18 protein-coding genes and 1 pseudogene are annotated in these 25,890 nt (G+C 42.8%); 11 read left to right on the top strand and 8 right to left on the bottom strand.

What is annotated here, in order from left to right:
- Positions 1 to 37: 37 nt before the first annotated feature.
- Positions 38 to 640, bottom strand: coding sequence for a multifunctional acyl-CoA thioesterase I/protease I/lysophospholipase L1 (gene tesA, locus OH459_RS12265; RefSeq protein ID WP_005451772.1), 603 nt, complete (start codon positions 638 to 640; stop codon positions 38 to 40).
- On the opposite strand from tesA, the gene OH459_RS12260 reads away from it, so the two are divergent.
- From OH459_RS12260 to OH459_RS12250, 3 genes are all read left to right on the top strand, one after another.
- The gene (locus tag OH459_RS12260; protein ID WP_005451774.1) at positions 639 to 1,340 is read left to right on the top strand and encodes an ABC transporter ATP-binding protein; all 702 of its coding nucleotides are present in this window, start codon (positions 639 to 641) and stop codon (positions 1,338 to 1,340) included. The two genes, tesA and OH459_RS12260, sit on opposite strands and share 2 nt — an antisense overlap.
- Complete coding sequence (locus OH459_RS12255) at positions 1,331 to 3,787, top strand: ABC transporter permease (RefSeq protein WP_017819606.1); 2,457 nt, start codon at positions 1,331 to 1,333, stop codon at positions 3,785 to 3,787. Before OH459_RS12260 ends, OH459_RS12255 begins: the two co-directional genes overlap by 10 nt.
- Positions 3,788 to 4,141: 354 nt before the next feature.
- The gene (locus tag OH459_RS12250) at positions 4,142 to 5,575 is read left to right on the top strand and encodes an FAD-dependent oxidoreductase (RefSeq protein WP_047515778.1); all 1,434 of its coding nucleotides are present in this window, start codon (positions 4,142 to 4,144) and stop codon (positions 5,573 to 5,575) included.
- 33 nt (positions 5,576 to 5,608) lie between these two features.
- Here OH459_RS12250 and OH459_RS12245 read toward each other — a convergent pair whose 3' ends face one another.
- The 3 genes from OH459_RS12245 to OH459_RS12235 are packed head-to-tail and all read right to left on the bottom strand — an operon-like array spanning position 5,609 to position 7,979.
- Positions 5,609 to 6,544: a biotin-dependent carboxyltransferase family protein gene (locus tag OH459_RS12245; RefSeq protein ID WP_269986968.1), complete on the bottom strand. Its 936-nt coding sequence runs from the start codon at positions 6,542 to 6,544 to the stop codon at positions 5,609 to 5,611.
- Entirely contained in the window at positions 6,541 to 7,224 is a 684-nt protein-coding gene (locus OH459_RS12240) for a 5-oxoprolinase subunit B family protein (RefSeq protein ID WP_269986967.1), read from the bottom strand. Before OH459_RS12240 ends, OH459_RS12245 begins: the two co-directional genes overlap by 4 nt.
- Positions 7,224 to 7,979, bottom strand: coding sequence for a 5-oxoprolinase subunit PxpA (locus tag OH459_RS12235; protein WP_269986966.1), 756 nt, complete (start codon positions 7,977 to 7,979; stop codon positions 7,224 to 7,226). Before OH459_RS12235 ends, OH459_RS12240 begins: the two co-directional genes overlap by 1 nt.
- A gap of 290 nt (positions 7,980 to 8,269) precedes the next feature.
- Between OH459_RS12235 and OH459_RS12230 the strand changes: the two genes are divergently transcribed.
- Together OH459_RS12230 and galE are read left to right on the top strand one after the other, a co-directional pair.
- Positions 8,270 to 10,228, top strand: coding sequence for a diguanylate cyclase domain-containing protein (locus OH459_RS12230; protein ID WP_269986965.1), 1,959 nt, complete (start codon positions 8,270 to 8,272; stop codon positions 10,226 to 10,228).
- Positions 10,229 to 10,282: 54 nt separating this feature from the next.
- On the top strand, positions 10,283 to 11,299 hold the full coding sequence (galE, locus tag OH459_RS12225) for a UDP-glucose 4-epimerase GalE (RefSeq protein ID WP_049537356.1): 1,017 nt from the start codon (positions 10,283 to 10,285) through the stop codon (positions 11,297 to 11,299).
- A 478-nt stretch (positions 11,300 to 11,777) separates the two neighbouring features.
- Here galE and OH459_RS12220 read toward each other — a convergent pair whose 3' ends face one another.
- Positions 11,778 to 13,949, bottom strand: a complete 2,172-nt coding sequence (locus tag OH459_RS12220; RefSeq protein WP_269986964.1) for a TonB-dependent hemoglobin/transferrin/lactoferrin family receptor — start codon at positions 13,947 to 13,949, stop codon at positions 11,778 to 11,780.
- A gap of 236 nt (positions 13,950 to 14,185) precedes the next feature.
- On the opposite strand from OH459_RS12220, the gene OH459_RS12215 reads away from it, so the two are divergent.
- Positions 14,186 to 15,073: a LysR family transcriptional regulator gene (locus OH459_RS12215; protein WP_017819613.1), complete on the top strand. Its 888-nt coding sequence runs from the start codon at positions 14,186 to 14,188 to the stop codon at positions 15,071 to 15,073.
- 52 nt (positions 15,074 to 15,125) lie between these two features.
- Here OH459_RS12215 and OH459_RS12210 read toward each other — a convergent pair whose 3' ends face one another.
- Together OH459_RS12210 and OH459_RS12205 are read right to left on the bottom strand one after the other, a co-directional pair.
- The gene (locus OH459_RS12210) at positions 15,126 to 17,207 is read right to left on the bottom strand and encodes a TonB-dependent hemoglobin/transferrin/lactoferrin family receptor (RefSeq protein WP_269986963.1); all 2,082 of its coding nucleotides are present in this window, start codon (positions 17,205 to 17,207) and stop codon (positions 15,126 to 15,128) included.
- Between the two features lie 437 nt (positions 17,208 to 17,644).
- The gene (locus OH459_RS12205; RefSeq protein WP_269986962.1) at positions 17,645 to 20,284 is read right to left on the bottom strand and encodes a bifunctional acetate--CoA ligase family protein/GNAT family N-acetyltransferase; all 2,640 of its coding nucleotides are present in this window, start codon (positions 20,282 to 20,284) and stop codon (positions 17,645 to 17,647) included.
- A gap of 236 nt (positions 20,285 to 20,520) precedes the next feature.
- Between OH459_RS12205 and OH459_RS12200 the strand changes: the two genes are divergently transcribed.
- From OH459_RS12200 to yciH, 4 genes are all read left to right on the top strand, one after another.
- Positions 20,521 to 21,090 carry an SPOR domain-containing protein gene (locus OH459_RS12200; protein ID WP_005451792.1) on the top strand — a complete coding sequence of 190 codons (570 nt, stop codon included), beginning with the start codon at positions 20,521 to 20,523 and terminating at the stop codon, positions 21,088 to 21,090.
- A gap of 149 nt (positions 21,091 to 21,239) precedes the next feature.
- Complete coding sequence (locus OH459_RS12195; RefSeq protein ID WP_269986961.1) at positions 21,240 to 22,229, top strand: D-alanine--D-alanine ligase; 990 nt, start codon at positions 21,240 to 21,242, stop codon at positions 22,227 to 22,229.
- Positions 22,230 to 22,357: 128 nt separating this feature from the next.
- Positions 22,358 to 22,741 (top strand): DUF3319 domain-containing protein, encoded by a 384-nt coding sequence (locus tag OH459_RS12190; protein WP_005451794.1) that lies wholly within the window; start codon positions 22,358 to 22,360, stop codon positions 22,739 to 22,741.
- A gap of 4 nt (positions 22,742 to 22,745) precedes the next feature.
- Positions 22,746 to 23,057: a stress response translation initiation inhibitor YciH gene (gene yciH, locus OH459_RS12185; RefSeq protein ID WP_017189053.1), complete on the top strand. Its 312-nt coding sequence runs from the start codon at positions 22,746 to 22,748 to the stop codon at positions 23,055 to 23,057.
- Here the strand turns inward: yciH and OH459_RS12180 are convergent.
- Positions 23,043 to 24,119, bottom strand: a complete 1,077-nt coding sequence (locus OH459_RS12180; RefSeq protein WP_269986960.1) for an acyltransferase family protein — start codon at positions 24,117 to 24,119, stop codon at positions 23,043 to 23,045. The two genes, yciH and OH459_RS12180, sit on opposite strands and share 15 nt — an antisense overlap.
- Positions 24,120 to 24,566: 447 nt before the next feature.
- Here OH459_RS12180 and OH459_RS12175 point away from each other — a divergent pair.
- Positions 24,567 to 25,171: pseudogene (locus OH459_RS12175) on the top strand (ISNCY family transposase); the annotation flags it as partial.
- Between the last annotated feature and the right edge of the window lie 719 nt (positions 25,172 to 25,890).

Here is a 25,890-nt window from a genome sequence, read left to right as displayed (position 1 = left end):
AAAGTTTGGTAAAACTTATTGAGCTAGACCATCAAAATTAGAGATGTTTAACCAATTCTTGCGCAACGAAGTCTGCGATAAAAGGCTGAGCTTCTGGTTTTGGGTGCAGACCATCATCCATCATCCATTCAGGTTTAATGATGACGTGCTCTAAGAAGAAGGGCATCAGAGCCACTTTTTGGTGTTCAGCAAGCTTAGGGTAAATATCGTAGAACATATCGCTATAGCGCTTACCGTAGTTTGGTGGCACACGGATTTGCATCATCACAACATCCGCACCAGAATCTTTGATCATGGTAATCATTTTCGATAAGTTCGACGTAATAAGTTTAGGTGGGAATCCACGAAGACCATCGTTGGCACCGAGTTCAATAAGGACGACGTCAGGAGTGTGCTGCTCAAGGAGAGCTGGCAAACGCGCAAGACCGTTACCTGTGGTGTCCCCTGAGATACTGCCATTTACAACTTTTACATCTTGACCATGTTCTAGTAACGCATCAGGAAGTAAGCTAGGCCAACTCTCTTCGATTGGCATTTGATAGCCAGCGCTTAGGCTGTCACCCAAAACAAGCAACTTTTCGTTCGCCTGCGCAGAAACGGAAAGACAGAAAAAAAGAACTAAGGAAAGTATACGAATCATGCAAACACCTGTACTTAAAGCACCTATTGTTCAAGCTAATTTAGTTTCTAAACAAGTCTCTACTAATCAAGAACATTTAACAATCCTTAAAAATGTAAATGTTGACATTCGAAAGGGTGAGAAGATTGCCATCGTTGGTACCTCTGGCGCGGGCAAGTCTACATTGATGACACTGCTCGCTGGATTAGATACACCAACCTCAGGCGAAATCACCTTATTAGGGCATGAGCTTTCAAAGTTAGACGATGAAGCTCGTGCAAAAATTCGTGCGGACTCGTTGGGTTTCGTATTTCAAAGCTTTCTTCTCATTCCAAGTTTGAGCGCATTACGAAATGTCACGTTACCTTGTCTTCTACGTGGTGAAGCTGAAGATGATGCAAGAGCAAAAGCATTGCTGACAGCGGTTGGGCTGGAAAAGCGTCTCGACCACTTACCAAGTCAATTATCGGGGGGAGAACAACAGCGTGTCGCTCTTGCACGGGCATTTATGACTCAGCCAGAACTGCTGTTTGCCGATGAACCAACGGGAAACCTCGACCATCAAACCGCCGAAAGAGTCATCGAGCTTCTGTTTGATTTGAATGAACAGCATGGCACAACGTTAATACTGGTTACTCACGACAGTCATTTAGCCAGTCGTTGTGACCGTGTATATCGAATGGAAGCAGGCGAGTTGCAGGAGGAGGTGATATGTCCGTGATCTCTTCAAGTGAGCAAGACTCAACTCAGATGCCTAAGCAGGCTAAACAATCGCCAAACAAAAGCTTAGTACGTTGGAGTTTCGGTGAAATCCGTCAAGGAAATTTATGGCCGATCAGTGTTGCCTTAATTCTCGTGATTGCCAGTATCTTTGCGCTCTCGGCTCTGGCAGAAAGAATGGAGCAGGTGATCGTTAAGCAAGGTAAAGATGCGTTAACAGCAGATGCTGTTTTTGTGTCTGCTAATCCTATACCAAATACTTTGTTGGCTGCTACCGACGAGATGCCACGCTCTACCATGACACGATTCGCTACCATGGCATTCAGTGATACTGGCATGCAGCTTATCTCTGTTCGTGCCGTTGATGAGCAGTACCCTCTGATGGGTGAATTAGTCTTGGACAATAACTCAGCCGGCCACGTCAAAGAAAACCAGCTATGGCTTGATGAACGCATCATGGCGCAGCTTGATGTTAAAAAGGGTGACGCTGTCACCATTGGCGATGCGGACTTTATCGTTTCAGGTGCAGTTTTGATGGAACCAGGTTTGAGCTTTAACCCATTCCAACAAATGCCTTCAGCCTATATTCATCAAAGCGATGTTGAAAAAACAGGGGCAATCCAGTTGGGGAGCCGTGTTCAATATCGTTTGTTTTTAAAAGGCGACGATGCAACATTAACGCAACTGCAAGACAGTACTGAATTGTCACCAAGTGATCGCTGGAGAACGCAAGATACTGCAAGTCGAAGTAACGAAGTCTTCGAACGAACAACTCAATACCTGTCTTTGACGGTTGCTATTGTTATCATCATGGCGGCAACGACGTTGGTTTTGACTTGCCAAAGCTACGTGAACAGCCGAACGCAAACCATCGCAATGTTGAAAAGCTTGGGGGCGAGTCGCCGCTGGATTGAAAAGTGGCTTTTGATTCAAGTCACCATTTTGCTGCTTAGTGCCAGTATTGTTGGTCTGCTATTAGGTAGTGGTTTGGAATATTTGTTGCGAATTCCCCTCAGGGATTTGTTGCCTAATCCACTGCCTAGTTACGGTGTCACTCCTATCTTGATTTCAGTTGTATCAGCGGTTCTTATTACTGTTCCAGCGCTTGGGATTCCCTTACTCGGATTAATCAAAACACCTGCTCTAGAAGTTCTTCAACAAGGTTCTGGCAAACGCTCTTGGAAACGCATGTGGCTTATCTTAGTGCCCGTCGTGCCTTTGCTTATCCTTTATGCAAACAACACTCTGGTTTGGATTGTACTTGCGGGCATTGCGATGTTATTTGTCGTGCTTGCGGCAACGAGCGTTGCGCTCACTAAGTTATTTGCTCGAGTTTCTACTCGACCAGCAATGAAGCTTGCACTCAGTCGAATCAATCGCACACCAGTTACCAGTGGTTTGCAGTTTGGTGCTTTATCGCTTTCTCTGATGTTACTTTCGATAATTTGGTTAGTGCGTAGCGATATTCTTGCTGATTGGTCGAGAACACTTCCTGCGGACGCACCTAACGTATTTGCTTTGAATATCGCTGATTACGAACTAGACAGTTATCTAGAAACATTGGACAAAAACAACGTGACGCGGTCACGAGCTTTCCCAATCATTCGTGGTCGATTAGCAGAAATTAATGATGTAAGCGTTAAAGAGATTAAATCAGAGGGGCAAGGCTCAGATGCCGTGAGTCGTGAACTTAACCTCACTTGGGGGGAGACACTTCCTGAGTACAACGATGTCATATCTGGTGAGTGGAAAAACAAAGCCAGTGTATCGGTAGAAGCACAGGTTGCAGATGAACTGGGTATCGAACTTGGTGACAAATTGCGGTTTGTTATTAACAGCCAAAACTTCGATGCCACTGTTGATAGCATTCGTCATGTTGAGTGGCGTGATATGAAGCCTAACTTCTATTTCATCTTTTCGTCTGACGTGATGGCAAGCTTACCAGGCTCTTATTTGATCAGTTATCGTATCGACGATGATAACAATGCATTGTTGACGTCGATGTCACGTGCACATCCGACGGTCTCCGTACTCGATATTCGAACCATGGGTGACAAAATCCAAACACTTATCCAACAAATTGTATCGGCAATCACCATATTGGCATTGCTTGGTGTAGTGGCTGGTCTTTTGCTGATATTTACATTGCTTCGTTTGAGTTTGTCTCAACGCCAGCAGGAAATTCGACTCTATCGAACATTGGGGTCAAGTAAGAAGCGTATCAACACTACGTTATGGGCTGAATACGGCATTATGGCAATGGTGGCGAGTGGCGTTGCAGTGTTTGCAGCAGAGGTCTGTGTCGCTGCTGTGATGAAATATGGCTTTGAGCTTAATGCGCAGATCCACCCTGAATTGTGGATAGCTTTACCTTTCGCTACGTTTGTTGTTCTTGCTTTAGTGGTAATGAGCCTTTTGAAAAGATTGTTAACGCCAGTAAACACTTAATTAGCCTCCGTTTAACTACCGCGGATGCACTCCATGACAGTTTTATTTTAGTTATCCACAAAAACGGTGGATAACTTTTGGGATAACTGAGTCGTTAGTAAAGTGGGGTGTTTCCGCAGGCTTTATGCCATGGGTGTTAGCGTAAAAATATTATTCACACAGGGTCAAAAACACGCTTTCCTAACAACCTCGTCAAGCACTTTTTTCGGAAATTTTTTGCTCTCAAAAGTAACTTTTGACGTATACCGTTAACAAACGCAAACCCATGAACTTTTTGTGATTTTAATCATACTCAAACCCGAGTAGAATCGACACTAAGTAAAGATTTCTCCTTATAAAATTTTCAGTGAAGCAATGAAGTCTGAGTTTCCAAATCGTAAAGATAAACACATCGCTATCGTTGGTGGTGGCGTAGCAGGTTCAACTGCTGCGATTCACTTTGCCGAGTTAGGTTTTAAAGTGTCCGTAATCGAAAAAGGGGTATCGTTGGTGAATGGTCCCCCAATATGCCATTTGCATGCCGGCGGCAACCTGTATCGAGAGATTTCTGAACAACAATGTTTAGATCTTCTAAGCCAGTCTATTGAGACGATTCGCTTGTATCCCCATTCACTGAATATTCGTCCGACTATTATTGCTGTTCCGTATTCAGACGGTGGTGATCCAGAAACTTTGTTACCACGACTGGAAGTGATTAAACGTGCTTACCAAACGCTGGTTGCCCAAGACTCTCGAAACCAAGTTCTAGGTGAACCTGATGAGTACTACAAACTCTACTCGAAGGAAGCGTTACTACAACTTGCGAGCCAAGCTCAACCAGAACAGCCTCAAAGCATTGATGAATGGTGCATCCCATTTGCTCAGCATGCCGATCTAGATGAGCTTAAATACCCGGTTGTGGCGGTTCAAGAGTATGGTTGGAGCGTATTCCGTCTTGCTGCAATCGCGAACATGACTTTAGAGCAGATGCCAAACGTCGATGTAATTACACAAGCGGAATTGGTGGAGTCTCATTGGAATGGTTCTGCTTGGACTTTGGCTTATACAAAAGATGGTTCTGAACATGCGTTGAACTGCGACTTCTTAGTGAATGCGTGCGGTTTTGAAACCGGAGTCGTGGACGACAAGGTAGGTGTCCGGCGTGAACGTCTTGTTGAGTTTAAGGCAGCATACGTCACTCGTTGGAACGAATGTACTCAACAATGGCCAGAGGTTATTTTCCATGGTCCTCGTGGTACTGATAAGGGCATGGCTCAATTAACACCTTATGGCGATGGTTATTTTCAACTACATGGGATGACCAAAGGTATTACGTTGTTTGACGATGGCTTAGTCGAAAGTTCACAGGCTTCTGCGCAGCCAGAACTACCGACAAGTTTGTTGTCGAAAATACGTCATGGTTGGCGTCAAGAGATACTTGATGAACGTACCGACAATGCGATAGCACACATGGCTCAGTTCATTCCAGATTATCACACGGCAGTAAGAGGTGGTAAGGCGTTATTTGGTGCTCAGCAGATCCCAGGGACAGATCCAGTACTGCGAGCCGCGGACGTCACGTTTGAAGAAAATAACTACGCGCGTATCGAAGTGGTTAAAGCGTCGTCTACATTACTCGCTGCGCAGAAAATGGCGCAATATTGGTTTGATATTGAACCTAGCGATAACGTCGAGCAGCAGCATCCTGTGACTGTCCATTGGACTGATCAAGAAGTAGAGGATTGTGCGATCAAACTGACCTATGAGCGTGGTTATCCGCAAGCATTAGCAGAGCGCTACGGTATGTAACATCCGCGCTTGATACTAAACTACTAGAAGGGCTCAATAACCAAAAAATTGAGCCCACTGACACCATACATCTTGTAGACCTTGTCTATCTCCTCGTGTAAAGCTCACGGATTGTCCCGGTTTTGCCTGAGCCAAGCGCGGCAAATCAATCCTAGCGACGCAGCCAAACTTAGGATACCCCCCAATAGTCTGATGATCATTTAACAAAATGATTGGTTTCCCGTCGTTTGGTATTTGGATAGACCCAAGCGCAATACCCTCAGATAAAATGCCATCGTAAGGAGGAGTGATAGTTTCACCTTCTAGGCGATAACCCATGCGATTCGAGTTTGGCGATATTTCAAATATCGTGGAATAGAAACGGTCGATCGCTTCTTGAGAGAAGTCGTTGTATTGATAACCCTCAATAACGCGAAGCTTGATAGGAAGGTTATAATCAGGCTTAAAACGAAAAGTCATTTGCTTGGACTTTCGGCTAGGGAGTGCGTGTGGGTTGAAACTTAAGATGTCTCCAGCTTTCAATGCCAAGCCATTTTGTTCGATGCCTCCTAAGGATTCTCTTAATACTGTTGATGAACTCCCTAAATGTTTCTCGACATTAAAACCGCCTTTCACGGCTAAGTAAGCTCGAAGACCATTGCGTGGCATTCCAAACTTAAGTGTTTGTCCTTTTTTTAACGAAAAGTCAGACCAATTGGTGAGTGCTATTCCGTCAATAGAAGCGTTTAAATCGCCCCCACAAATAGAAAGGTGACAGTCTTCTAGTGCTTTGAAGCTGGCATTCCCAAGCGTAATTTCAATGACTGAGCAATTTACAGGATTCTTTAATAGATGATTTGCCCAACTGTAAGCGTAATCATCAACCGGACCGCCTTGCGTAATACCAATATGAGCGAGCCCAAAACGACCGAAATCTTGAATCAATGAGAGTGGACCTGGTTTCTCTACGATTAAACCTGAAAAACTCATAATTTGCCCCCTAAATTGATGTATTCCTGTCTTGTGATTGAACCAAAAGTGACCTTGTCACCAACTTCAAAAGGAATAAAAGGAAGCGTATCAGTGAACAACGAGATGGGTGTTCGACCTATGATGTTCCAGCCTCCAGGGCTATCTGAAGGGTAGACAGCGGTTTTACTGTCCGCTATCGCGACGCTGCCGGCTGGAACGTGAGTGCGGGGGGTATTGTGTCGTGGCATGTGTAATGCCTTTGGTAAGTCTGAAAGAAACGCGAAGCCTGGCGCAAAGCCGATTGCTGATACCGTGTAAACCGTTTTGGTATGCAGCTCGATCAATTCAGCCAACGGCAAACCAGCATCGTTGAATCGTTCTAAATCGAGCGCGGTCTCTTCTGAGTAGTAAACCGGAATGGAAATGTAGTTAGGTTGCTTATTATCCATCGAGCGGACATCAAAACGAGTAACGAGTTGGTTCAATTCTTTGAGGATGATGGATTCGTTAATTCTAAAGGGCAGGTAATCGATCAAAATAGTTCGGTATGACGGAACAACATTCATGATTATGAGGTTAAGTTTATCGGCAATCTGATGTGCTAACTCACCAATGTGTTCGACGGTCACCGCTTCATGAAAGCGAATCAGAATACTGCATTCAGAGATAGGAGAGATTGAAAACTGCCCTTGATTCATTAATTTCCTCCGGTGTAGAGACTTTGGCGAATCTTTTTAATCAATGCGATGGATTCGTCATTATCTCCGTGGACACAAATTGTGTCAGCTTCTAACAAAATATATTGACCCGATGCCGTTTTGACTCTTCCTGATTCAGCAAGCATTTTGACTTGTTCTAATATAGCGTGTTCGCTGTTTAAGACCGCATTAGGTTGTGTTCTGGGTGTGAGCATTCCATCATCTTGATACAGACGGTCCGCAAAGGCTTCAAATAACAGAGGTACATCAAAATCATCTGCTATTTCGAGATACTTTTCATTTTCTTGAGAGGCGAGGATCATTAGTGGAACTTTAAAAAGTGCCGCTGCTTTCACTACGGCGAGAAAAACGCCATCGCTTTGCATCATATCGTTATAAAGCGCACCATGGGGTTTGATATATCCTATGTCGGTATACTGCGCTTTGCACAAAGCTTGTAACGCGCCAACTTGATAAATCACCATGTTGGTAATTTCATCATTGGTCATTTTTAAGCTCCGACGACCAAAGCCTTGTAGGTCGGGATAACCAGGATGAGCACCAATTTCAACGTCGTGTTGGTTAGCGAGAGTAACCGTATCGTGCATGACATTAGGATCAGATGCGTGAAATCCACAAGCGATGTTCGCCATGTCAATGTGAGGCATTACGCTCTCATCGGCACCCATTTTCCACGCGCCATAGCTTTCGCCCATGTCGCAATTCAGTGTCAGTTGCTGGTTATTCAATGTCATACGTTTATAAAAGTCCAAAGTGTGCTTTAAAAATGCAGGAAATTACGTTTAAGTTCAGTGACTAACTTCATTCTTCAAGAAGAAGATTATCAAATGAAGTGGTGAAAAGATCGTCGTGTTCTTTGAAATGATCCGAAATTTTAAGAAAATCATGACTAATCAGTCTAATAATTGAGATTTACGGCTTCATTTCAAGATTTGTCGTGTTAGTCTTGGCTCTTCTTTTTTGTGTGATAGTTTGCATAGCAATCCTTTCGTTATTTTGATTGCTTTCTGCGACAGGAATATATATGTCATTACGAGCAAAGCTAATATGGCCGATTCTCGCTTTCATCACGGTCATCTTTGTTACATCTCAAAGTTACACGTCATATAACACTTATCAGTCCGCCAAACATGAATTGGTCGAACAGACCAAAGTTCTGATCAATGATGCTTCTCACTCAATTAAAGATGCGCTTGCAACAAAGAACAAGCCAAAAGCGCAAACCATTTTGGCTGATCTGCTTAAGAAGCCAAACGTATCACGCGTAAAGCTTTACGACAAAGACAATAATCCATTCGCTGTATTTGCTTTGGATGGCTTTGCTGCACCTTCGCCGACAGTTAAAGAGCGAAGTCGTCTGCATGAAGTAGGATACGCACTATCTGCACACTTTCTGTACGTTTTTGAGCCTATTATTCACGAAGGACAAGTCATCGGATCGATTAGGGTGACGTTGTCACGAATTCCATTGTTCGAAGTACGAGATGCATTGCTACAAGACGGTGGTCTGTTCTTAGTCATTCTTTTAGCTGGTGGAGTTATGTTCTACTTTGGGGTTGAACGACGAGTTCTTCGTCCCATAGAGGAAGTCAATCGAGCGTTGCAAGATTTAGCTAACGGGCATCACCTTAGTGGAAGGATTCACCATAAATCAAAAGACGAGGTCGGTGCATTGGTCGCTTCTTTCAACTTTATGGTTGAAAAACAGCAGCGACTTGAAAAGCAGCGCAAACATAGCTTGGAAGTGCTAGAGCGCCGTAAGGTGTTCGCCGAAGAAGTGATTGATTCTATTCAGGATTCGTTAATAGTAACGGACAACTTAGGGAGAGTGATTCATTGTAATACTGCTACGCAACGTATTTTTGAACATACTTACCAAGGGATAGAAACGGCAAACATTTGCGATCTAATCCAGACCAAGACGCCAAACGAGCTTGGACAAATACTAAGCCGAGGGCTTGAATGTGATGATATCCACCTGGAAAGTGGTGAAGGGAAGCAACAGCTAAGTTTAACCAGCCGACGCTTAGCGAAAAACGGCTATATGCTTTTCGTAATTCAGGACATCACAGAGATTGAAGAAGCAATGAATCGCCAAAGAGTAGCAGGTCGTGTATTTGAAAGCAGTCAAGATGGCTTAGTGGTGTTGAACCACCAAGGTATTATTACCATGGTTAATCCAGCAGTGACGAAGCTGGTCGGTGTAGAAGCTGACCAATTAGTGGGTAAGCCGCTCATCAAATCAATTCGCTGGAGAAAGCTACAAGCTATGATGCCGAGCATTCAAGAATCTATTGAAAACTATGGTATGTGGCAAGGAGAAGTGATTGAGAAGAACCATCTAGGTCAACTCGTACCAATGTTTGCAAAGGTTAATTGCATTAACAAGAGCGATGACCAAAACACTTATGACATGGTCATCATTCTAACCGACCTATCAAGTGCAAAAGAGATGGAGCGTTTGGAGTATCTTGCACATCACGACGCCTTAACCGGGTTGGCAAATCGTTCTAAGTTCCACCTAGAGCTCGAAGAATTGGTACAAAGATCAGGCTATTTGCGCGACGAATTCGCGGTACTTTACTTGGATTTAGATGGCTTTAAGAATATCAATGACACTTATGGTCATGATGCAGGTGACGAAGTGCTCAAACAAGTGGCAGACCGGATGGCTGCGGCAACTCGACATAGCGATTTGATTGCTCGTTTATCGGGAGATGAATTTGTCATGTTGGTCAACCCAGCAAATCAGAAGGTCGTAACAAGGATTGCAGAACAGTTACTTGAAACGGTTTGCTCTCCAATTGAATACCGAGGATCCCTGCTTAAAGTTGGCGTGAGCATTGGTGTGAAACTGGTTGGCGTTAACGAGCGTGACGCGACGCGTATTCTTAAGAGTGCCGATACAGCAATGTACCAAGCTAAGAAAGCAGGTAAAGGTCAAGCAATTTTAATGGGTTGCGAATCCCCAGAGACTGTTTAACTGTGGGCTAAAAACCTTTAGACTAGCCCGATTCGCGTCAGAAGGATATATAACATGAAAGTACTTGTTACGGGTGGTATGGGCTACATTGGCAGCCACACTTGTATTCAAATGATCGAAGCTGGTATGACGCCAGTGATCCTTGATAACCTATACAACAGCAAACCTACAGTGCTTGAGCGCATTGAAAAGGTTTGTGGTGCAAGACCTGAGTTTATTGAAGCGGACATCCGCGACAAAGCCGCGCTTGTTGAAGCAATGAGAGCGCACAACATTGAAGCTGTTATTCACTTCGCCGGTTTAAAAGCAGTGGGCGAGTCGGTAGAAAAACCGCTTGAGTACTACGATAACAACGTTAATGGTACGCTAGTGCTTGTTGATGCTATGCGTGAAGCAGGAGTTAAATCCATCGTATTTAGTTCTTCAGCGACAGTATATGGTGATCCTGCATCTGTGCCTATCACTGAAGACTTCCCAACTAGCGCAACTAACCCTTACGGTCGTAGTAAGTTAATGGTTGAAGAGTGTCTAACAGACTTCCAAAAAGCGAACCCAGATTGGAGTATTACGCTTCTCCGCTACTTCAACCCTGTTGGTTCTCATCCAACGGGTGAGCTAGGTGAAGATCCTCAAGGCATCCCAAACAACCTAATGCCTTTTGTCTCGCAAGTCGCAGTAGGTCGTCGTGAGTTTTTATCTGTGTTTGGTAGTGACTACCCAACAAAAGACGGTACTGGTGTGCGTGACTACATCCATGTAATGGATCTATCTGATGGTCATGTAGCCGCTCTTGAAAAAGTTGGCAATAAAGCTGGTCTGCATATTTACAACCTGGGTACCGGTAATGGTTATAGCGTTCTTGAAATGGTTAAAGCATTTGAAAACGCATCTGGCAAAGAAGTGCCGTTTAAGTTAGTTGATCGCCGCCCTGGTGATATCGCGGAATGTTGGGCTGACCCTTCAAAAGCTGCAAACGAACTTGGTTGGAAGGCTGAGCGGACGTTAGAAGAAATGACAGGTGATACTTGGCGTTGGCAGGCAAATAACCCTCAAGGTTACCCTGACGCTTAAAAAATCAAGTTTTACATATTAATAACATAAAGGCGCACTTCTGCGCCTTTTTTGATCTAAATCGGAAAAATTCGTAAATTACTGGTTAAAAGGTAGCTTAGATAAATAGAACTGCTAAACTATGTCCGACTCTTAATTTAGGTCGTAAATTTTCTTAAGACTATCGGGGTAGTTCATGGAACTTGGTCTAATCATCGCTTTCATCGTGGCAGCAGCAATCATGGTGAAAAAAGAGATGGCAAAGCAGTAAGTTTTCATTTTTCATTCTTTTCTTAACATTTTTGAAATGAAAACGCGTAAAAAAGTCAGCATATTGCTGGCTTTTTTGTTTTTGTAGCGCAAGTTCTTCGTTTATGACTCATTTATCACTCATTTTCGCGATGTCGCTGCAGATAGTTAGCTTTGCTTGAAAGTGGAAAAACAAAAAAGCACCCAACTAAGCGGGTGCTTTACGAACAGTTTTATAAATTGATGTCGCTTAGAATTGGTAATCTACAGAAATTGCCCAGTTACGACCCGGTAAGCTATGGAAGTCTTTGTTGTCCGTACTTTCGAGACCGCGAACATCTTGGTATGTCCAGTATTTCTTATCAAATGCATTGAACAAGCCTGCTGTCAGCGTTAGGTCTTTGATAGGCATGTAATATGCGGTTAAGTCCATTACACCGTAACCTGCCGAATCAATTTGGTCATCACTAGACCAGTCGTCTTTCTTAGCTGCAAGCTTAAGAGACGCAAGACCACCAAAATGATGCTCGACGTTGTCGTAACCTAAACCAAGTACAGAAGACAAAGGAGCGACACTATCTAGTGCTTTACCTGTTGTTTTATCTTCACCATCTAGGTATGTCACAGATACTTTCGTGTACATACCTTTAGGGGCGTCAAAAGCTTCATCTAGCAAAAGTGTAGAACTAAATTCAACACCAGAAATATCGACTTCATCTCGGTTTACGATCGTGAATCGGTCTTTATTTGGATCGATTTTTGGTAGTTCTTCTGAGTCGATAAAGTCTTTGTACTGAGTGATAAAGCCTGTAAGTTCAAACTGCGCAAAGTCGTTTTGACCACGGAAGCCAATTTCGTAAGAAAGGCTTTTCTCGGCTTCTAAATCTGGGTTAGGAACGAATTCAGCACCAGTGTCGTATTCATAGTAAAGCTGCTCAACTGTAGGTGCCTTAAAGCCCTGACTGATTTGGGCAAAAGTACTTAGTTTGTCGTTAAGGTGGTAAACCGCGCCCAGTTTCCCAGTAAATGCGTCATTACTGTTCTTACCTCGTTCGGTAGTAAAGCCTGCGTCAGATGTTGGATCCGCTTCAAATGAATCGTAACGGATGCCCGCATTTAGTACTAGTGTATCGTTAAGTAAGAATGCATTGTCTTGAAGGAAAATACCCCATTCGGTGACGGTGGCATCAGGGATTGTCGTTGAGCCAGGTTTACTAGTCCCATTGTCGTGGTAAATATCCACATTCGTTAGACTAAAATCTGTCACCACAGAATTTAGACCGTAGGTCAGTTCGTGAATTGCATTTCCGGTTGTGATTACCTTGTCGAACTGAGCATCAAACTGAAGTGACTCGTCTTCAGCTTGACGTAGGCGAGTGCGATCCCCGTTATAGCCAATGTAACCTAAATGGTCAGTGACATTAGCGAAGTTAGAGTTTTCGCTCTCTGTGACCTGATAATTAAGGTCTAATTTCATTGAGTCGAAAGCTGCATTTGCTTTAGTGAGTTCGTAGTTTACGCCATAACGCGTACGTGTCATTTCATCACTAGCTTTTGCGTTAGCATAAGTAACGCCAGGTCTTGGACCAAAATTAAGTGTGTAGTTGCCACGACGATCGTTTTCATCGTAGTTGTAGTTATAGCGTTCGAAGACAAAGCCGAGTTTGTTGACATCGTTAATGTTGTAATAAGCTTTTGCCAAAATGTTATTTAGATCTTTGTCTGCTGGGTTCTCAAGACCACGTGCTGAACCATCAATGTCGGAACCATCACCGTAGGTTTCAAGCTCGCTGCCGGTAGAGTAAGTTCCCATCAATAGTGTTTCAAACTTGCCACGGCGCATTGCCCAAGTTAACGTGTTCTTGAATTGTTCGTCTGCAGAGAAGTAGCTCGATTTAATGCCAAAACGAGTCTCGTCACCGTCAGTTTTTAGAACGTCTGAAGGATCTTTTGTCTTAAGAACAACAACGCCACCCATTGCATCAGAGCCATATAGGGTAGAGGATGGACCCTTGTTAATCTCTATACTGGTCAGTGTGTCGAGTTCAATCGCGTTCGGATAAATTGCTTGAACCGCACCGCCACCTGGATTGAAAGGAGTAGCTTGCTGAACGCCATCAATCACAACTTTCACGCGGTCGCCTTCCATGCCGCGAATGTTAAAGCCCGAAATGCCAAAACGACCGGAAGTCGTTGCTTCCACTCCAGGGGTATATTGAACGGCATCATAAAGGTTCTTTGAAAGTGTGCGGTCAATATCTTTTGACGATACGGTCTCAACTGAAGCTGAAACATCATTAACGTTTTGTTCGGTACGAGTTGCAGAGACGACAACTTCATTGAAAGTTGAGCTTTCTTCTGCGTATGCACCTTGTGATAGGGCAATGAGAATAGAGGCTGACAAAATTGATTTTTTATACATTGGCTTCAATACCTTAAATCCATAATAGGCAATAACAACGTGCGGTATCTTAGTTTATACAAATGGTAATTACTATCATTACTATTGTTATTTAGTGTTATTTTTGTCAATGGAAATTTGTGCTATGCGCAACCTAGTCTTTATTTATCAATCTGTTATATTGTTTAAAGTCATTTTCTAGTATAAATTTTTAAATACCACTACTGTGATTTAAATCACGCAAATAGGGAGCTATAGTGCAGAGCCCAATCACTTTAGAAGCACTTCATATCTTGGATGCTATTGATAGAAGAGGAAGTTTTGCTGCTGCTGCGAACGAATTAGATCGCGCGCCTTCTTCGCTTAGCTATCAAATTCAGAAACTGGAACAAGATCTCGATATCATCATTTTCGATCGTTCAGGTCACAAAGCACATTTCACAGAAGCCGGGAAGTTAATTCTTGAGCGTGGTAGGGCAATTCTGCAAGCTAGTGAGAAGCTTGTTAATGATGCAACGCTCCTGGCCAATGGTTGGGAACTTGATATTACGGTGGCTTTTGATGGAATTATTCCTATTTCAAATTTCTTCCCAATGGTAGATGCGCTATCTAACGTGAGTAGTACAAGGGTGAGGTTACAAGAAGAGATTCTTGCGGGAAGTTGGGAGTCGCTAAATACCGGAAGGGCAGACTTATTGATATGTCCGGCTCTCGATACACTTCCGCAAGATGTTAAGTCCGAAAAAATTGGTAAAATGAGTATGGTTTGGGTCGCCGCTTCTGATCATTATGTGCATAAGCGAAGTGGGGAGTTTGATGACAATGCCCGAGAAAAATATCGCGTTATTGCGATTGCTGATACGGCAAGAGAGCAGCCAGCGCTATCAATCAATGTAATGCAAAAACAGCCAAGACTCACAGTGACCAATTTCCCTGCCAAAGTTGAAGCACTAACTTCCGGGTTAGGTATTGGGACGCTACCAAGTCAAATCGCGGAACCTTTAATTGAGAGTGGCGTTCTTAAACGCATTGAAGGTACGGAAGAACAGCCAATTGATATTATTTTAGCGTGGCGCAGAAATACGATGGGCGAAGCCAAATCTTGGTGCGTACAATACCTTAAGAAAAATTGGCGTCTCAAATAAAAAAATCCCAGCATATGATGCTGGGATTTTTCGTTAAGAAGTGTGTTGATAACTAAAATTCGTACTTCGCTGTAATAGCCCAGTTACGACCGGCTTGTGTTAGGTCTTTATTCTCAGTTTTCATTCCGCTTACATCATTCCAACTGTAGTATTCTTCGTCTGCCACATTAAATACTCCCGCTCGCAGGGTGAGATCTTTAATTGGCTTGTAGTATGCAGTTACGTCAACAACAGTTGCTGAAGAAATTGGTAGGATGTCATCACCATTGATATCACTGCTGTCTTTCGACGCAGTGTAGTTAACCGTTAGTGAAGAACCCCAGTTTTGTTCAGAGTCGTAGTTGAAGCCAGCAACTAGATTCCATGGGTTAACACTGTTTAATGGATCGTTGTTTCCGTCTTCACCTTCAGTATAGGCTGCAGCAACTCGAGAACTAAAGCCTTTTACTGGCATGAATTTATCCCAAGACAGTTGGTTGGAAAATTCAATACCTTTGATTGTTGCTTTACCAATGTTCACGGATTGGTAAACCGCAGGGTCGATACCTGGAATGAAGCTGCCTGAAACTTGTTGTCGCTCGATAAAGTTATCGTAGTCACTGTAGAATACCGCGACTTCACTGCTTGAAATATCGTTGTTGTGGCGCCAGCCAAACTCGTAAGAAATGCTTTCTTCTGCTTTCAAGTCTGGGTTTGGTTTGTTTATGTAACCGTGCATCGGGTTACCAAACGAGTAATACAGCTCTTGAAAATCAGGTGCGCGGAAACCTTGGCTTATCTGGGCAAACAAACGGTGTTGTTCGTTTAGTTTGTAGATCGTGCCTAAACGAGCAGTAAACGCGGAGTCAGAGAACTTTTTGTATTCGTTATCAGGGTTACCACTTGGGTTGTCGCTAGCGTTGCCAGGATCGGTTTCGAATGAGTCGTAACGAACACCAGGAGTGATGATGAAGTTGCCGACGGTAATCTCGTCTTGTAGGAAGACTCCGTAACGACGTTCACTTGCCGATGGGATGTAGAAGATCTCTTTATCCGTCCCAGCGCTATTGAACTCTTTGTTTATGTTCTTAATGTCTTTATCTAAGTAAGACGCACCATAAACGATGTAATGTTCAGTGCTACCAAGCGTTAGGTACTTATCTAACTGCACGTCGAACTGGAAGCCTTCATCGCTGTAGGTGTAATCTTTGCGTTGATTGTTCAAGCCTTTGACACGATGTGTTATGCCAGTTTCGTCTTTACTTAAGTAATCTAGTTGCCACGTTAATGTGTCAGCAATTGATGCTTGAGCATCCCAAATATGCTTAATACCGACTTGATATTGTTCAGTTGTATCTTCGCTTCGTCCATCCGTGTAGCCATCATATGATTGAATGCCATCACCTTCATTGCGAATGTAGTTACCGCTAAATTCAAGTCTATGTGCTTCGTTTAACTGATATTGTAATTTCACTAAAAGGTTATTGGCAGAGGTATCGGCATCCGCTAAATCACCAAAGTTATCAAGCTCGCTACCATCACGGCGAGTGTAAGCAACTAAAGACTCAAGGTCCCCGGTTTTGTTTGCAAGTGCTACCGATTCGCTGAATGTATTGTCTTCTGAAGAGTAATTAAATTTCGCATGACCACCAAAATCACGACCCTTTAAGAAGTCCGAAGGGTCTTTCGTTTCGAAAGCTACAATGCCACCAATTGCGTCAGAACCATGCAAAGATGATGCTGCACCTTTTACGATTTCCACTGCTTTAACAAGATCGGTGTCAACTTCAACACGAGAAGAGTTAATAAAGTTATTGCCTGAATCGAACTGGTTACCTTGAGCAACACCATCAACTAGAACTTTAATTCGGTTGCCTTCGATACCACGAATGTTGATACTTTGAACACCTTGTCGGGCATTCGTCTCGACGGTAACTCCTGGCGTGTATTTAAATAGATCATCAAGACCGGTAATCATGCCATCTTCGATGTCTTGGTCTGTGACGACTGCAACTGACGCTGCAGTATCCTCGAGTTGGCTATTTGTACGTGTCGCAGTAACAACGACTTCGTTAAAAGTTGAGTGTTCTTCTGCTTGTGCACCGTGAGCTAGAGCTAATAAAATTGATGCTGACAGAATTGATTTTTTATACATTGGTTCTAACACCTTATATCCATGATAGGCAATAACAACGGGCGATATATTATTTCACGCAAATGATAATTACTATCATTATTGTTATCACTAAAGTGGTGGTTAGGTATGTAAGAGAAATGACCTTTTTGTATTTAGCACATAAAATTCAACAAGATAGCTTTTTATGACATAAGCTCGACGATAAGTTCTATAAAATTAGCAAATGAGATGTCGGTCACGTAAATTGCAGTTTGATGAAAAAGTAGGCATGTGCCAGTGTGATTTATTGGTGTTTACGTATTGTTGTGGTGTATGGGTTATGGCGGTAGTTATGCATGATTTGCGATTGGTTTATTATTTTATGAAATGTTTACTCAGGTTATCCAACAAAGTCTGAAGTTAGGAGAATAGGTAGGGCTGAAAACTTACAGCCCAAATCTTTGCTTTATCAGATATCATTTTCGTTTGAGTGGTAACACCATATCTGCAGTGCCATCTGCAAATTGTACGTCCAACTCAAATCCTAAACTTTGTGCGAGTGACAGCATGCCTCGATTGGTTGGCATTGTCATTCCGGAAATCTGCTTGGTGCCTTTTGCTTGGCAGTAACTAATGATTTTTTGCATCAGTACTTTGCCCAGACCTTTACCTTTTAAATCTGATCGGACCAAAATCGCAAACTCTGCATCACTATTATCCGGTGTTATAAGAGCACGAGATACACCAATAATGGAAGGTCCATTGTCATCAAAGGCAACAGCAACAAATGCCATTTCACGGTCGTAATCAATTTGGGTTAAATTTGCGAGTGCCTCATGATTGAACTCCCCAACATCGGAGAAAAACCGATTGTAGAGATCTTCTTTAGATACGCTATTTATAAATTGAGCGTGAATTGGCTCATCCTCAGGAAGAATTGGGCGCAACAGAATAGGTTGCCCGTCACGTAATGTCACTGTCTCAACAAACTCTGCGGGGAAAGGACGAATAGCTAAGCGTTCCTGCGCATCTCCTTGATACTTTTTGAGTGTCACGTCTGCGTCGATTATGGTTAATTCACTACCTGACACCAATACTGGATGTATATCCAGGCTTTCTATTTCTGGTAGTTCAACCGCCATTTGAGATATGCGAACCAGAAACTTTGACAGTTCGTTCACATCAATCGCGTCTTTATGCTTTTGCAAGCGAACTTTCCCTGATTTCAACGCAATTACCACTAAATAACGAGCTAGGTTCATATTCAGTGGTGGCAATGCCGCAACCGCATCTTGAGTGATGTTCCAATCTGAGCCTCCTTGCCCGAGCAAAATCACTGGACCGAATACTTTATCAACCGCGATGCTAATTCTGAGCTCCTCAGCGCTACCTAGTTTCGCCATTCCTTGGACCAGCAACCCTTGTAGGTTCGCCGCTGGATAGCTCAGCTTTGCGGTGTCGAGAATGGCTTGCGCGGCGCTAGATACCTCTTGGCTATTACGCAAATTGAGTGCAACACCATGTACATCAGACTTATGAGGAATATCGGGAGAGCGAAGCTTTACCGCGACCGGGTAGCCAATATTTTCCGCCATATGGACCGCTTCAGTAACTTCGGAAGCGATCCAAGTCGGAAGAATATTAAAGCCAAACTGTTCAAACAAAGGGCTGGTTTGATGCGTATCCAGCATTACTGTTTTTTTGTCTAGTAATTGTTCGTTTACCCATTCACGAGCTGAACTCACGCTACCGGAGTGTAAAGGTTCAGCGGTTGTTGGAGTTTCCATCAATTGTTTTTGATTTCGTCGGTATTCGACCAAATGCATGTAAGCAACGACAGCACTTTCAGGTGTTCTATAAGTTGGAATGCCCGCACGTGTAAAGGTTAGCCGAGCCTCTCTTGATGTCTGCTCACCAGACCAATTGGTTAATATATTGAAATGCTTATGTCGGGGATGAGCTTGAATTGCTTCAATCACAGCGTTCGCGGTTTCTAATGAATCCGACACCGCTGAAGGGCTATGCATTATTAAGATGGCATCAGCGCAGTCTCCGTTCATCAGCGCGTTTATGGTATCGACATAACGTTTCTTTGTTGCATCTCCTGCAAGATCAATAGGGTTAACACCACGCCAACTAACAGGCAATGCGGACTTTAGTTGTTGGACAGACTCTTCATTTAATGTTGCGAGCTTGCCGCCTCTTTCAAATAGAGTATCGACGGCCATGATTGCAGGACCGCCGCCATTGGTTACGATAGCTAGGCGTTCGCCTCGAAGCGGAACCGAATGTGTCAACGTTTCTACTGCCGCAAATAACTCGTGCGTATTACCCACACGCAGCATACCCGTTCTTCTTATCGCAGAATCGTAGATAACATCCAATGAATCAGTGTTGCCATCGCTAAATGGGCGAGCTTGTGATGATCTACCTGCTTTGAGAACCAAGATACGACGGTTTCGTGACGCTGCACGTGCTGCCGACATAAAGCGTCGAGCATCTTTAATTGAATCAACATAGAGAAGAATGGCTTCGGTCTTTGCATCCATGCTCAAATAATCAAGCAGTTCTGCAAAGTCGATGTCTTGCCCTTGACCGATTGAGATAAAAGAAGAAAAACCAATATTCTTGTCGTTTGCCCAATCAAGAACCGTGGTACACACTGCAGCGGATTGAGAGATGAACGCAATTTTACCCGGTTGCGCTGCCACGGGAGAAAAGGAGCAGTTGAAGTTATGCCAAGGAAGAATTATCCCGAGGCTATTTGGTCCTAAGACTCTTATGTTTAGATCAGAGAAATCGATACTTTCAACGTCATCTGAAATGACGATGGCAAACTCCGTGCCGCGCTGATCTAATTCAACAAGCAGTTGTTTATTGCGTGACACATTGGTACAAAGAATGGCGATATCTGGGGTATAGGGCAGGGAGGCGACGTTAGGGTATGCGATAACACCAGATACAGACTTATATTTCGGTGTCACGGGCATGATTGCACCACCGAACCCGCTTTGAAGAAGATTCCGCATTACTATTTGCCCTGCGCGTAACTCTTTTTGAGAGGCGCCGATTACCGCAACAGAATTAGGTTTGAAGAGTTTTTGTAATTTATTCATTCTTTCTCCTTGGCCTCTTACGCCTAGAACGGTTGGTCACTCCTCATACAATCATAAACGAATAAGCATCTCTTTAAATATGGACAAAGCAGACATTGGCTCAAAAGTGAGCCAAGCGTACAGAGTTTGTGTCACTCATCACATGAAAATCACAGTTTATTGTGTTTGGTGCTTGATAAAATGACCTGCTATCGGCATGATTTATCGTAATATTTATTTAGAGCGTTTGTTACTCCATGAAAAAAATCGCAATCATCGGCTTATCAGTACTGCTTTCTGCTTGTGCTTCGGAAACTTACATCACAGATGTAACCTCAGAAAGCTACCGTGAGGACTACCAAACTCCTTCAGTTTCAAAACCTATTATGTCGTCTGAAAGCGCTGTAGTAGAGAAAGACGTAGAACCAACAGTTGTTAAAATGACTGCGAAGCCTGAAGAGAAAAAGGTAGTTAAGCTGACACCGAAAGAGCAGGTAAAACCAGTTAAGATCGTTCCGCCAAGCAAGAAACAAGCGGGTATCCAGCGTTTTGGTTATACCATTCAAGTTGTCGCGGTTGGAAGCCAAGCTAAAGTGGATCAGTTCGCTCGCCAGCTTCCTCAAAATGGTCAGCCAATTTGGGAAAACTACAAAGTAGTGAACGGTACTAAGTGGTTCTCGGTACTTTACGGTGACTACGCAACAAGTGCAGAAGCAAAGCAGGCAATTTCTTCTCTGCCTGGTCATTTTCAACAGCTTAAGCCATTTGTGAAGAGTATCGATGCCATTAAGAACTCGGCATATCCTACGCTTAATAAGCTAAATTAATTTACGAAGAGAAGGGAGCGAAATGCTCCCTTCTTTTTTGGTCAAATCCTATTCGAACAGCATTCCTCACAGTAAAATAACTGTACGTTACTACTCAAAGGTTTATCATACTGAATAGTATCTTTTGGAGATCACGGAAAGATTGATTCATGATTAAAAATATCCTTTTACTATGCGGTGGCGGCTCTTCTGAGCACGAAATTTCACTGTTATCTGCTAATTTTGTTGAGCAGCAGCTAAACCTCATCGAAAACGTGAACGTTACGCGTGTAGAAATTAAAAATGAAGGTTGGGTGACTAACCAAGGTGAGTTGGTTTACTTAGATCTCAACACCAAAAAATTGTGTTCTGACAACTTAAGCTTAGAAGTCGATTTCATTGTCCCTTGTATCCATGGTTTTCCTGGCGAAACCGGTGATATCCAGTCTATGTTCGAAATCGCAGGCATTCCATATTTAGGTTGTGGACCAGAAGCAAGCAGTAACAGCTTCAACAAAATTACTTCGAAACTATGGTACGACGCGATTGGCATCCCAAATACACCTTACTTATTCTTGACTCGTAACGACGAGCAAGCTCATGCGCAAGCATTACAAGCGTTTGATAAATGGGGTAAAGTTTTTGTCAAAGCTGCACGACAAGGTTCATCTGTCGGCTGTTACAGTGTCACTGAAAGGGATGGTGTAATTCAAGCCGTTAACGATGCATTTGGCTACTCTGAGCAAGTTTTAGTTGAAAAGTCTGTGAAGCCGCGTGAGCTAGAAGTCGCAGCGTACGAAATGAATGGTCAACTGTTCATTACTAAGCCCGGAGAGGTCATTGCTCCAGATGGCGCGTTTTATTCTTATGATGAGAAGTACAGCAGCTCAAGCCACTCTTTGACAGAGGTTGAAGCAAAGAACTTAACAGCAGAACAAGTTGAAGCGATTCAAATTGCTTCTGAAACCGTCTTTAAACAGATGAATCTGCGTCACTTATCTCGCATTGACTTCTTCTTAACAGAAGATGATGAGATTTATCTGAATGAAGTCAACACCTTCCCAGGTATGACTCCAATCTCTATGTTCCCTAAAATGCTGCAGAACAACGGTCACAAGTTCCACGAGTTTTTAGCAGATTGTATTAATACTGCAATCTAAATAACGTTACCGTCGTTTGTTTTGTGGTAGAAATAGGCATAACTGAGCGATATAACAACATTAATGTTTGATTATTGCTCAGTTGTAATTATGATTGTAAAAAAGCACTAAATAGATGGCTCAGTGGTATGGCAATTTCAAATTATAGAGGTTTTAACCTGCAATCAGGCGGACCTGATGGTAGCGTTTGGAAGGTAAAAATCAAAAACCACGTTTTACAAGGCAGTTTGACGGCGGTAAAAAAGAGCATAGATTGGTGGTGCGATACCGCGTCTATTATTGATCCAAAAGAGTTTGCAACTTTAGGTCAACGCGCACAAAGCACTAACAGTCCACAAACTGAAATATTTAACGGCTACACGATAAAGAACGACACTGGCGAGCCAAACGCTTGGTATTGTATGTTCAATGGCAAACTAATCAAAGGCGGCAAAGCTGCGATTCAGCGCCATATCGAAGCGTATTTAGTTGCAAAACAGAAAGCGCTACAAGCTCAACAACAAAAGAAATAAGAATATGACACTCGTATATTCAACAGAAACTGGTCGAATCAAACCTGAAGAAGAGAAGATCGAACGTCCTAAAGGTGATGGTATTGTTCGCATTCAACGCCAAACTAAAGGTCGTAAAGGCAAAGGCGTTTGTATCGTAACTGGTTTAGATTTGGATGACGCGCCATTAAAGCTACTGGCAGCTGAACTGAAAAAAGTTTGCGGCTGTGGTGGCTCAGTGAAAGATGGAAGCATTGAAATTCAAGGAGATGCGCGTGATAAGATTAAAGCGTACCTTGAAAAGAAAGGCATGACAGTCAAGTTAGCCGGCGGTTAATAGTAAAAAAGAAGCCCTTTGAGGGCTTCTTTTTTTTAATATCCAGTAATGTATTGGGAATATCGTTTTTTCCCGGAGTGTAAAGCCAAGAGTCAACAGAAAGAGTAGGAGGTCGGTATCTTGAGTTTCTGCATATTGGTAAAGCGGCGTTCTTTTAAGTACAGTAAGCACCCATGGGTGAATGAAGAACACGCCAAAACTTGTTTTTGCCAACAGAGATAACAAGTGTGATTTGAACTGAAAGGCTTCGAAGAAGTAAAATAACGCGATCACGAGACATAGTTTTTGTAAGAACATTGTATCAACCCCGCCATAAACCAGCATTTCCTTAATGTAATTTCCTCGATGACCAACAGATGCTTCATAAATACATAAGCAGAGCACTATTATTCCTAAAATCAGGAGCTTAGATTTAGCATTTACTAGCAATGAACTTCTATGTTGAGAAACACTACAACCAATGAGATAGATTGGCGTGAAATAAATAAACATTTGAAGTGGGTTCGTGTTTTCGTATGAACGATGAATAAACAGAGACGCTAAACATAGTAAAACGAGTATCGATACTTGCTGGTACGCTTTAAGTCTGAGGAACTTAGTATGTAAAGGCGCAGACGCAAATAGCAATACAGCAAAAGGAATGTACCAGTAAGCCGTTAACATACGTCCTGTCAAAATGTACTTAACTGCGGTTGCGAACACAGAATCGTCAGAACTGAAGAGCATCCGTGAATCAATTTCTACGCCAGGTTCGAAATATCCTGTTTTTGTAGCGAACAATAACATGGTCGCTAGAGAGCCCAAGAATAAATAAGGCAAAACAACTGCCTTGAACTTATTCAAATAAAAGTCAGTTGTTTTTGTCCCACGTTGGTAAAAGACATGATGAAACATGTATCCCGAAATAAATACAAACAAGGAAGTTGAGCCATAGAAAAAGCTCTGAAAAGCCAACCAAGGTCCAGAAGTAGTGCTCATGCCATAATGAAAGCAATGTACTGCGACAATACAAATAATGGCGAACCCTCGATAGTTTTCGATAGATTGTAAATGCTGACGCATAATGTTCCCGCGTGATTATACTTAAAAGCGCAAACTAACACTGTCAGCCAAACGATTGTACTAGATGGATGCAATCTCAGTAGATAATCAATATTGAATACTGACTAGAACTCATACTTTTCTAAAAATCAAAGAGTGTGCTAATAGCAGAGCAAGCAATCGCAGATTGATAGATCCATATTAGCTATTTTATGGTAAATCGCGGTTATGTTTAATGACACTCATAAAAAGCCTCATATTTTAAAATCTGAGAGGGATAGGAGCCCAAACGAAGAAAGAATTGGCGTACGTTGATATTCCATTTAACATAACACATATAATGCGCACTGAATTTGTAGGCGCAAAGTTGTAATGTCACTATTTACCAAAGTTAAAATGTCTCTTTAGTTCGTAGTCACTAAGCTTTGCTTACAACCAGCTAAGGATGCGTTTAAGATGCTAGTTACTATGAATGATTTTGATATCAATCGTTTTAAAGTAATCCAAGATGTTTGCGATCGTAGGAGTCGACGCGGCAGACATCCCTGATTTGAGTGTTTGCCAAGTTCAGAGGCTTACGAATCGCCTGAGAGAATTCGGTGCTGTAGGATTAACTCACCAAGCTTGAGGTAAGCCAAGTAATAACCGCTATCCCAGTGACTACCGAGACACAGTTTTAAAACTGATTCGTGATCACTTAAACACTTGCCAGAGAAAAACTAACGGAGTTACATAGTCTTCCAGTATCTAACGAGACCTTACGAAGTTGGATGATTGCAGATGGTTTATGGACACCGCATTCGCAACGCAAGCCTAAAGTTTACCAACCTCGCTACCGACGTGATTGTTTAGGCGAGCTCGTTCAAATTGATGGCTCTCACCACGATTGGTTTGAAGGATGCGCTGATAAATGTTGATTACTGGTCTTCATCGATGATGCGACTGGCCGTCTGATGAACTTAAGGTTCAGCGAAACCGAATCGGTCTTTGATTACGTGCTAACAACGAGACAATATCTTAATAAACACGACAAACCCGTAGCGTTCTACAGCGATAAGCATTCGATTTTTCGGGGGAATCAGGAAAAGTGAAAAAACCTTTTAAGTTCCCCGTTAGATAACATCTCAAAATCAAGTTAATAAATTAAATTTTGGGCGGTCTTGCCGGAGTCGCTATTCCAGTGAGATGATTGAAAACGACGAGATTCTTATCTCGTAAAAAAGCCCCGAGCGGCAACTCAGGGCTTTCATTTTTCACAATAAGGAGAACTTATGGATCCGGATACGCTCCAAGGTGTTGCAGCTATTATTGGTTCACTAGGAACACTAATCCTTGCGCTTAAGAGCAAGCGCTAAACCTCCAAACCTTTGAGGTGATCACACTCACTTCAGAGGTTGTGGACCAAAAAAGTCCAAATTCAAATCAAGTGTAAGTAAGCTTACATATCAAGTCAACAACACTTAACGTTGAAGCCTTGTGTGAACGTACCAAAGATGTTCCGCTTCTTCACCCTCAGACGTTTCGCTTATTCGAGCTGCGGCGAACGGTATCACTCAACATAAACACCGGATATAAGAGTGTTAAAGTGACTACCTTACTGCGTATAGAGTTTCTAAATAGTCCATCTAACTTCCAACCTTGGCTCTCTAAAAGTGCACTATATGGCTTGCCAAGACTACTCTTGTATTTATAATCGTTAGTTGACTCAAACTCTGATTCGAAAGTGAATCGCAAATGAACAGGAAGCCAGCCGAAGTCAATCAACCTGCCAAATGTATTGGCTCCCTGCCCG

Origin of the sequence: Vibrio sp. MM46 (assembly GCF_027587135.1) — a bacterium.
Classification (GTDB): Bacteria; Pseudomonadota; Gammaproteobacteria; order Enterobacterales; family Vibrionaceae; genus Vibrio; species Vibrio harveyi.
This window is presented reverse-complemented; position numbering and strand designations above follow the sequence as displayed.

Coding starts and splice junctions, on each gene's coding strand:
- OH459_RS12260 (WP_005451774.1), top strand. CDS start 639: ATGCAAACACCTGTACTTAAAGCACCTATTGTTCAAGCTAATTTAGTT.
- tesA (WP_005451772.1), bottom strand. CDS start 640: ATGATTCGTATACTTTCCTTAGTTCTTTTTTTCTGTCTTTCCGTTTCT.
- OH459_RS12255 (WP_017819606.1), top strand. CDS start 1,331: ATGTCCGTGATCTCTTCAAGTGAGCAAGACTCAACTCAGATGCCTAAG.
- OH459_RS12250 (WP_047515778.1), top strand. CDS start 4,142: ATGAAGTCTGAGTTTCCAAATCGTAAAGATAAACACATCGCTATCGTT.
- OH459_RS12245 (WP_269986968.1), bottom strand. CDS start 6,544: ATGAGTTTTTCAGGTTTAATCGTAGAGAAACCAGGTCCACTCTCATTG.
- OH459_RS12240 (WP_269986967.1), bottom strand. CDS start 7,224: ATGAATCAAGGGCAGTTTTCAATCTCTCCTATCTCTGAATGCAGTATT.
- OH459_RS12235 (WP_269986966.1), bottom strand. CDS start 7,979: ATGACATTGAATAACCAGCAACTGACACTGAATTGCGACATGGGCGAA.
- OH459_RS12230 (WP_269986965.1), top strand. CDS start 8,270: ATGTCATTACGAGCAAAGCTAATATGGCCGATTCTCGCTTTCATCACG.
- galE (WP_049537356.1), top strand. CDS start 10,283: ATGAAAGTACTTGTTACGGGTGGTATGGGCTACATTGGCAGCCACACT.
- OH459_RS12220 (WP_269986964.1), bottom strand. CDS start 13,949: ATGTATAAAAAATCAATTTTGTCAGCCTCTATTCTCATTGCCCTATCA.
- OH459_RS12210 (WP_269986963.1), bottom strand. CDS start 17,207: ATGTATAAAAAATCAATTCTGTCAGCATCAATTTTATTAGCTCTAGCT.
- OH459_RS12205 (WP_269986962.1), bottom strand. CDS start 20,284: ATGAATAAATTACAAAAACTCTTCAAACCTAATTCTGTTGCGGTAATC.
- OH459_RS12200 (WP_005451792.1), top strand. CDS start 20,521: ATGAAAAAAATCGCAATCATCGGCTTATCAGTACTGCTTTCTGCTTGT.
- OH459_RS12195 (WP_269986961.1), top strand. CDS start 21,240: ATGATTAAAAATATCCTTTTACTATGCGGTGGCGGCTCTTCTGAGCAC.
- OH459_RS12190 (WP_005451794.1), top strand. CDS start 22,358: ATGGCAATTTCAAATTATAGAGGTTTTAACCTGCAATCAGGCGGACCT.
- yciH (WP_017189053.1), top strand. CDS start 22,746: ATGACACTCGTATATTCAACAGAAACTGGTCGAATCAAACCTGAAGAA.
- OH459_RS12180 (WP_269986960.1), bottom strand. CDS start 24,119: ATGCGTCAGCATTTACAATCTATCGAAAACTATCGAGGGTTCGCCATT.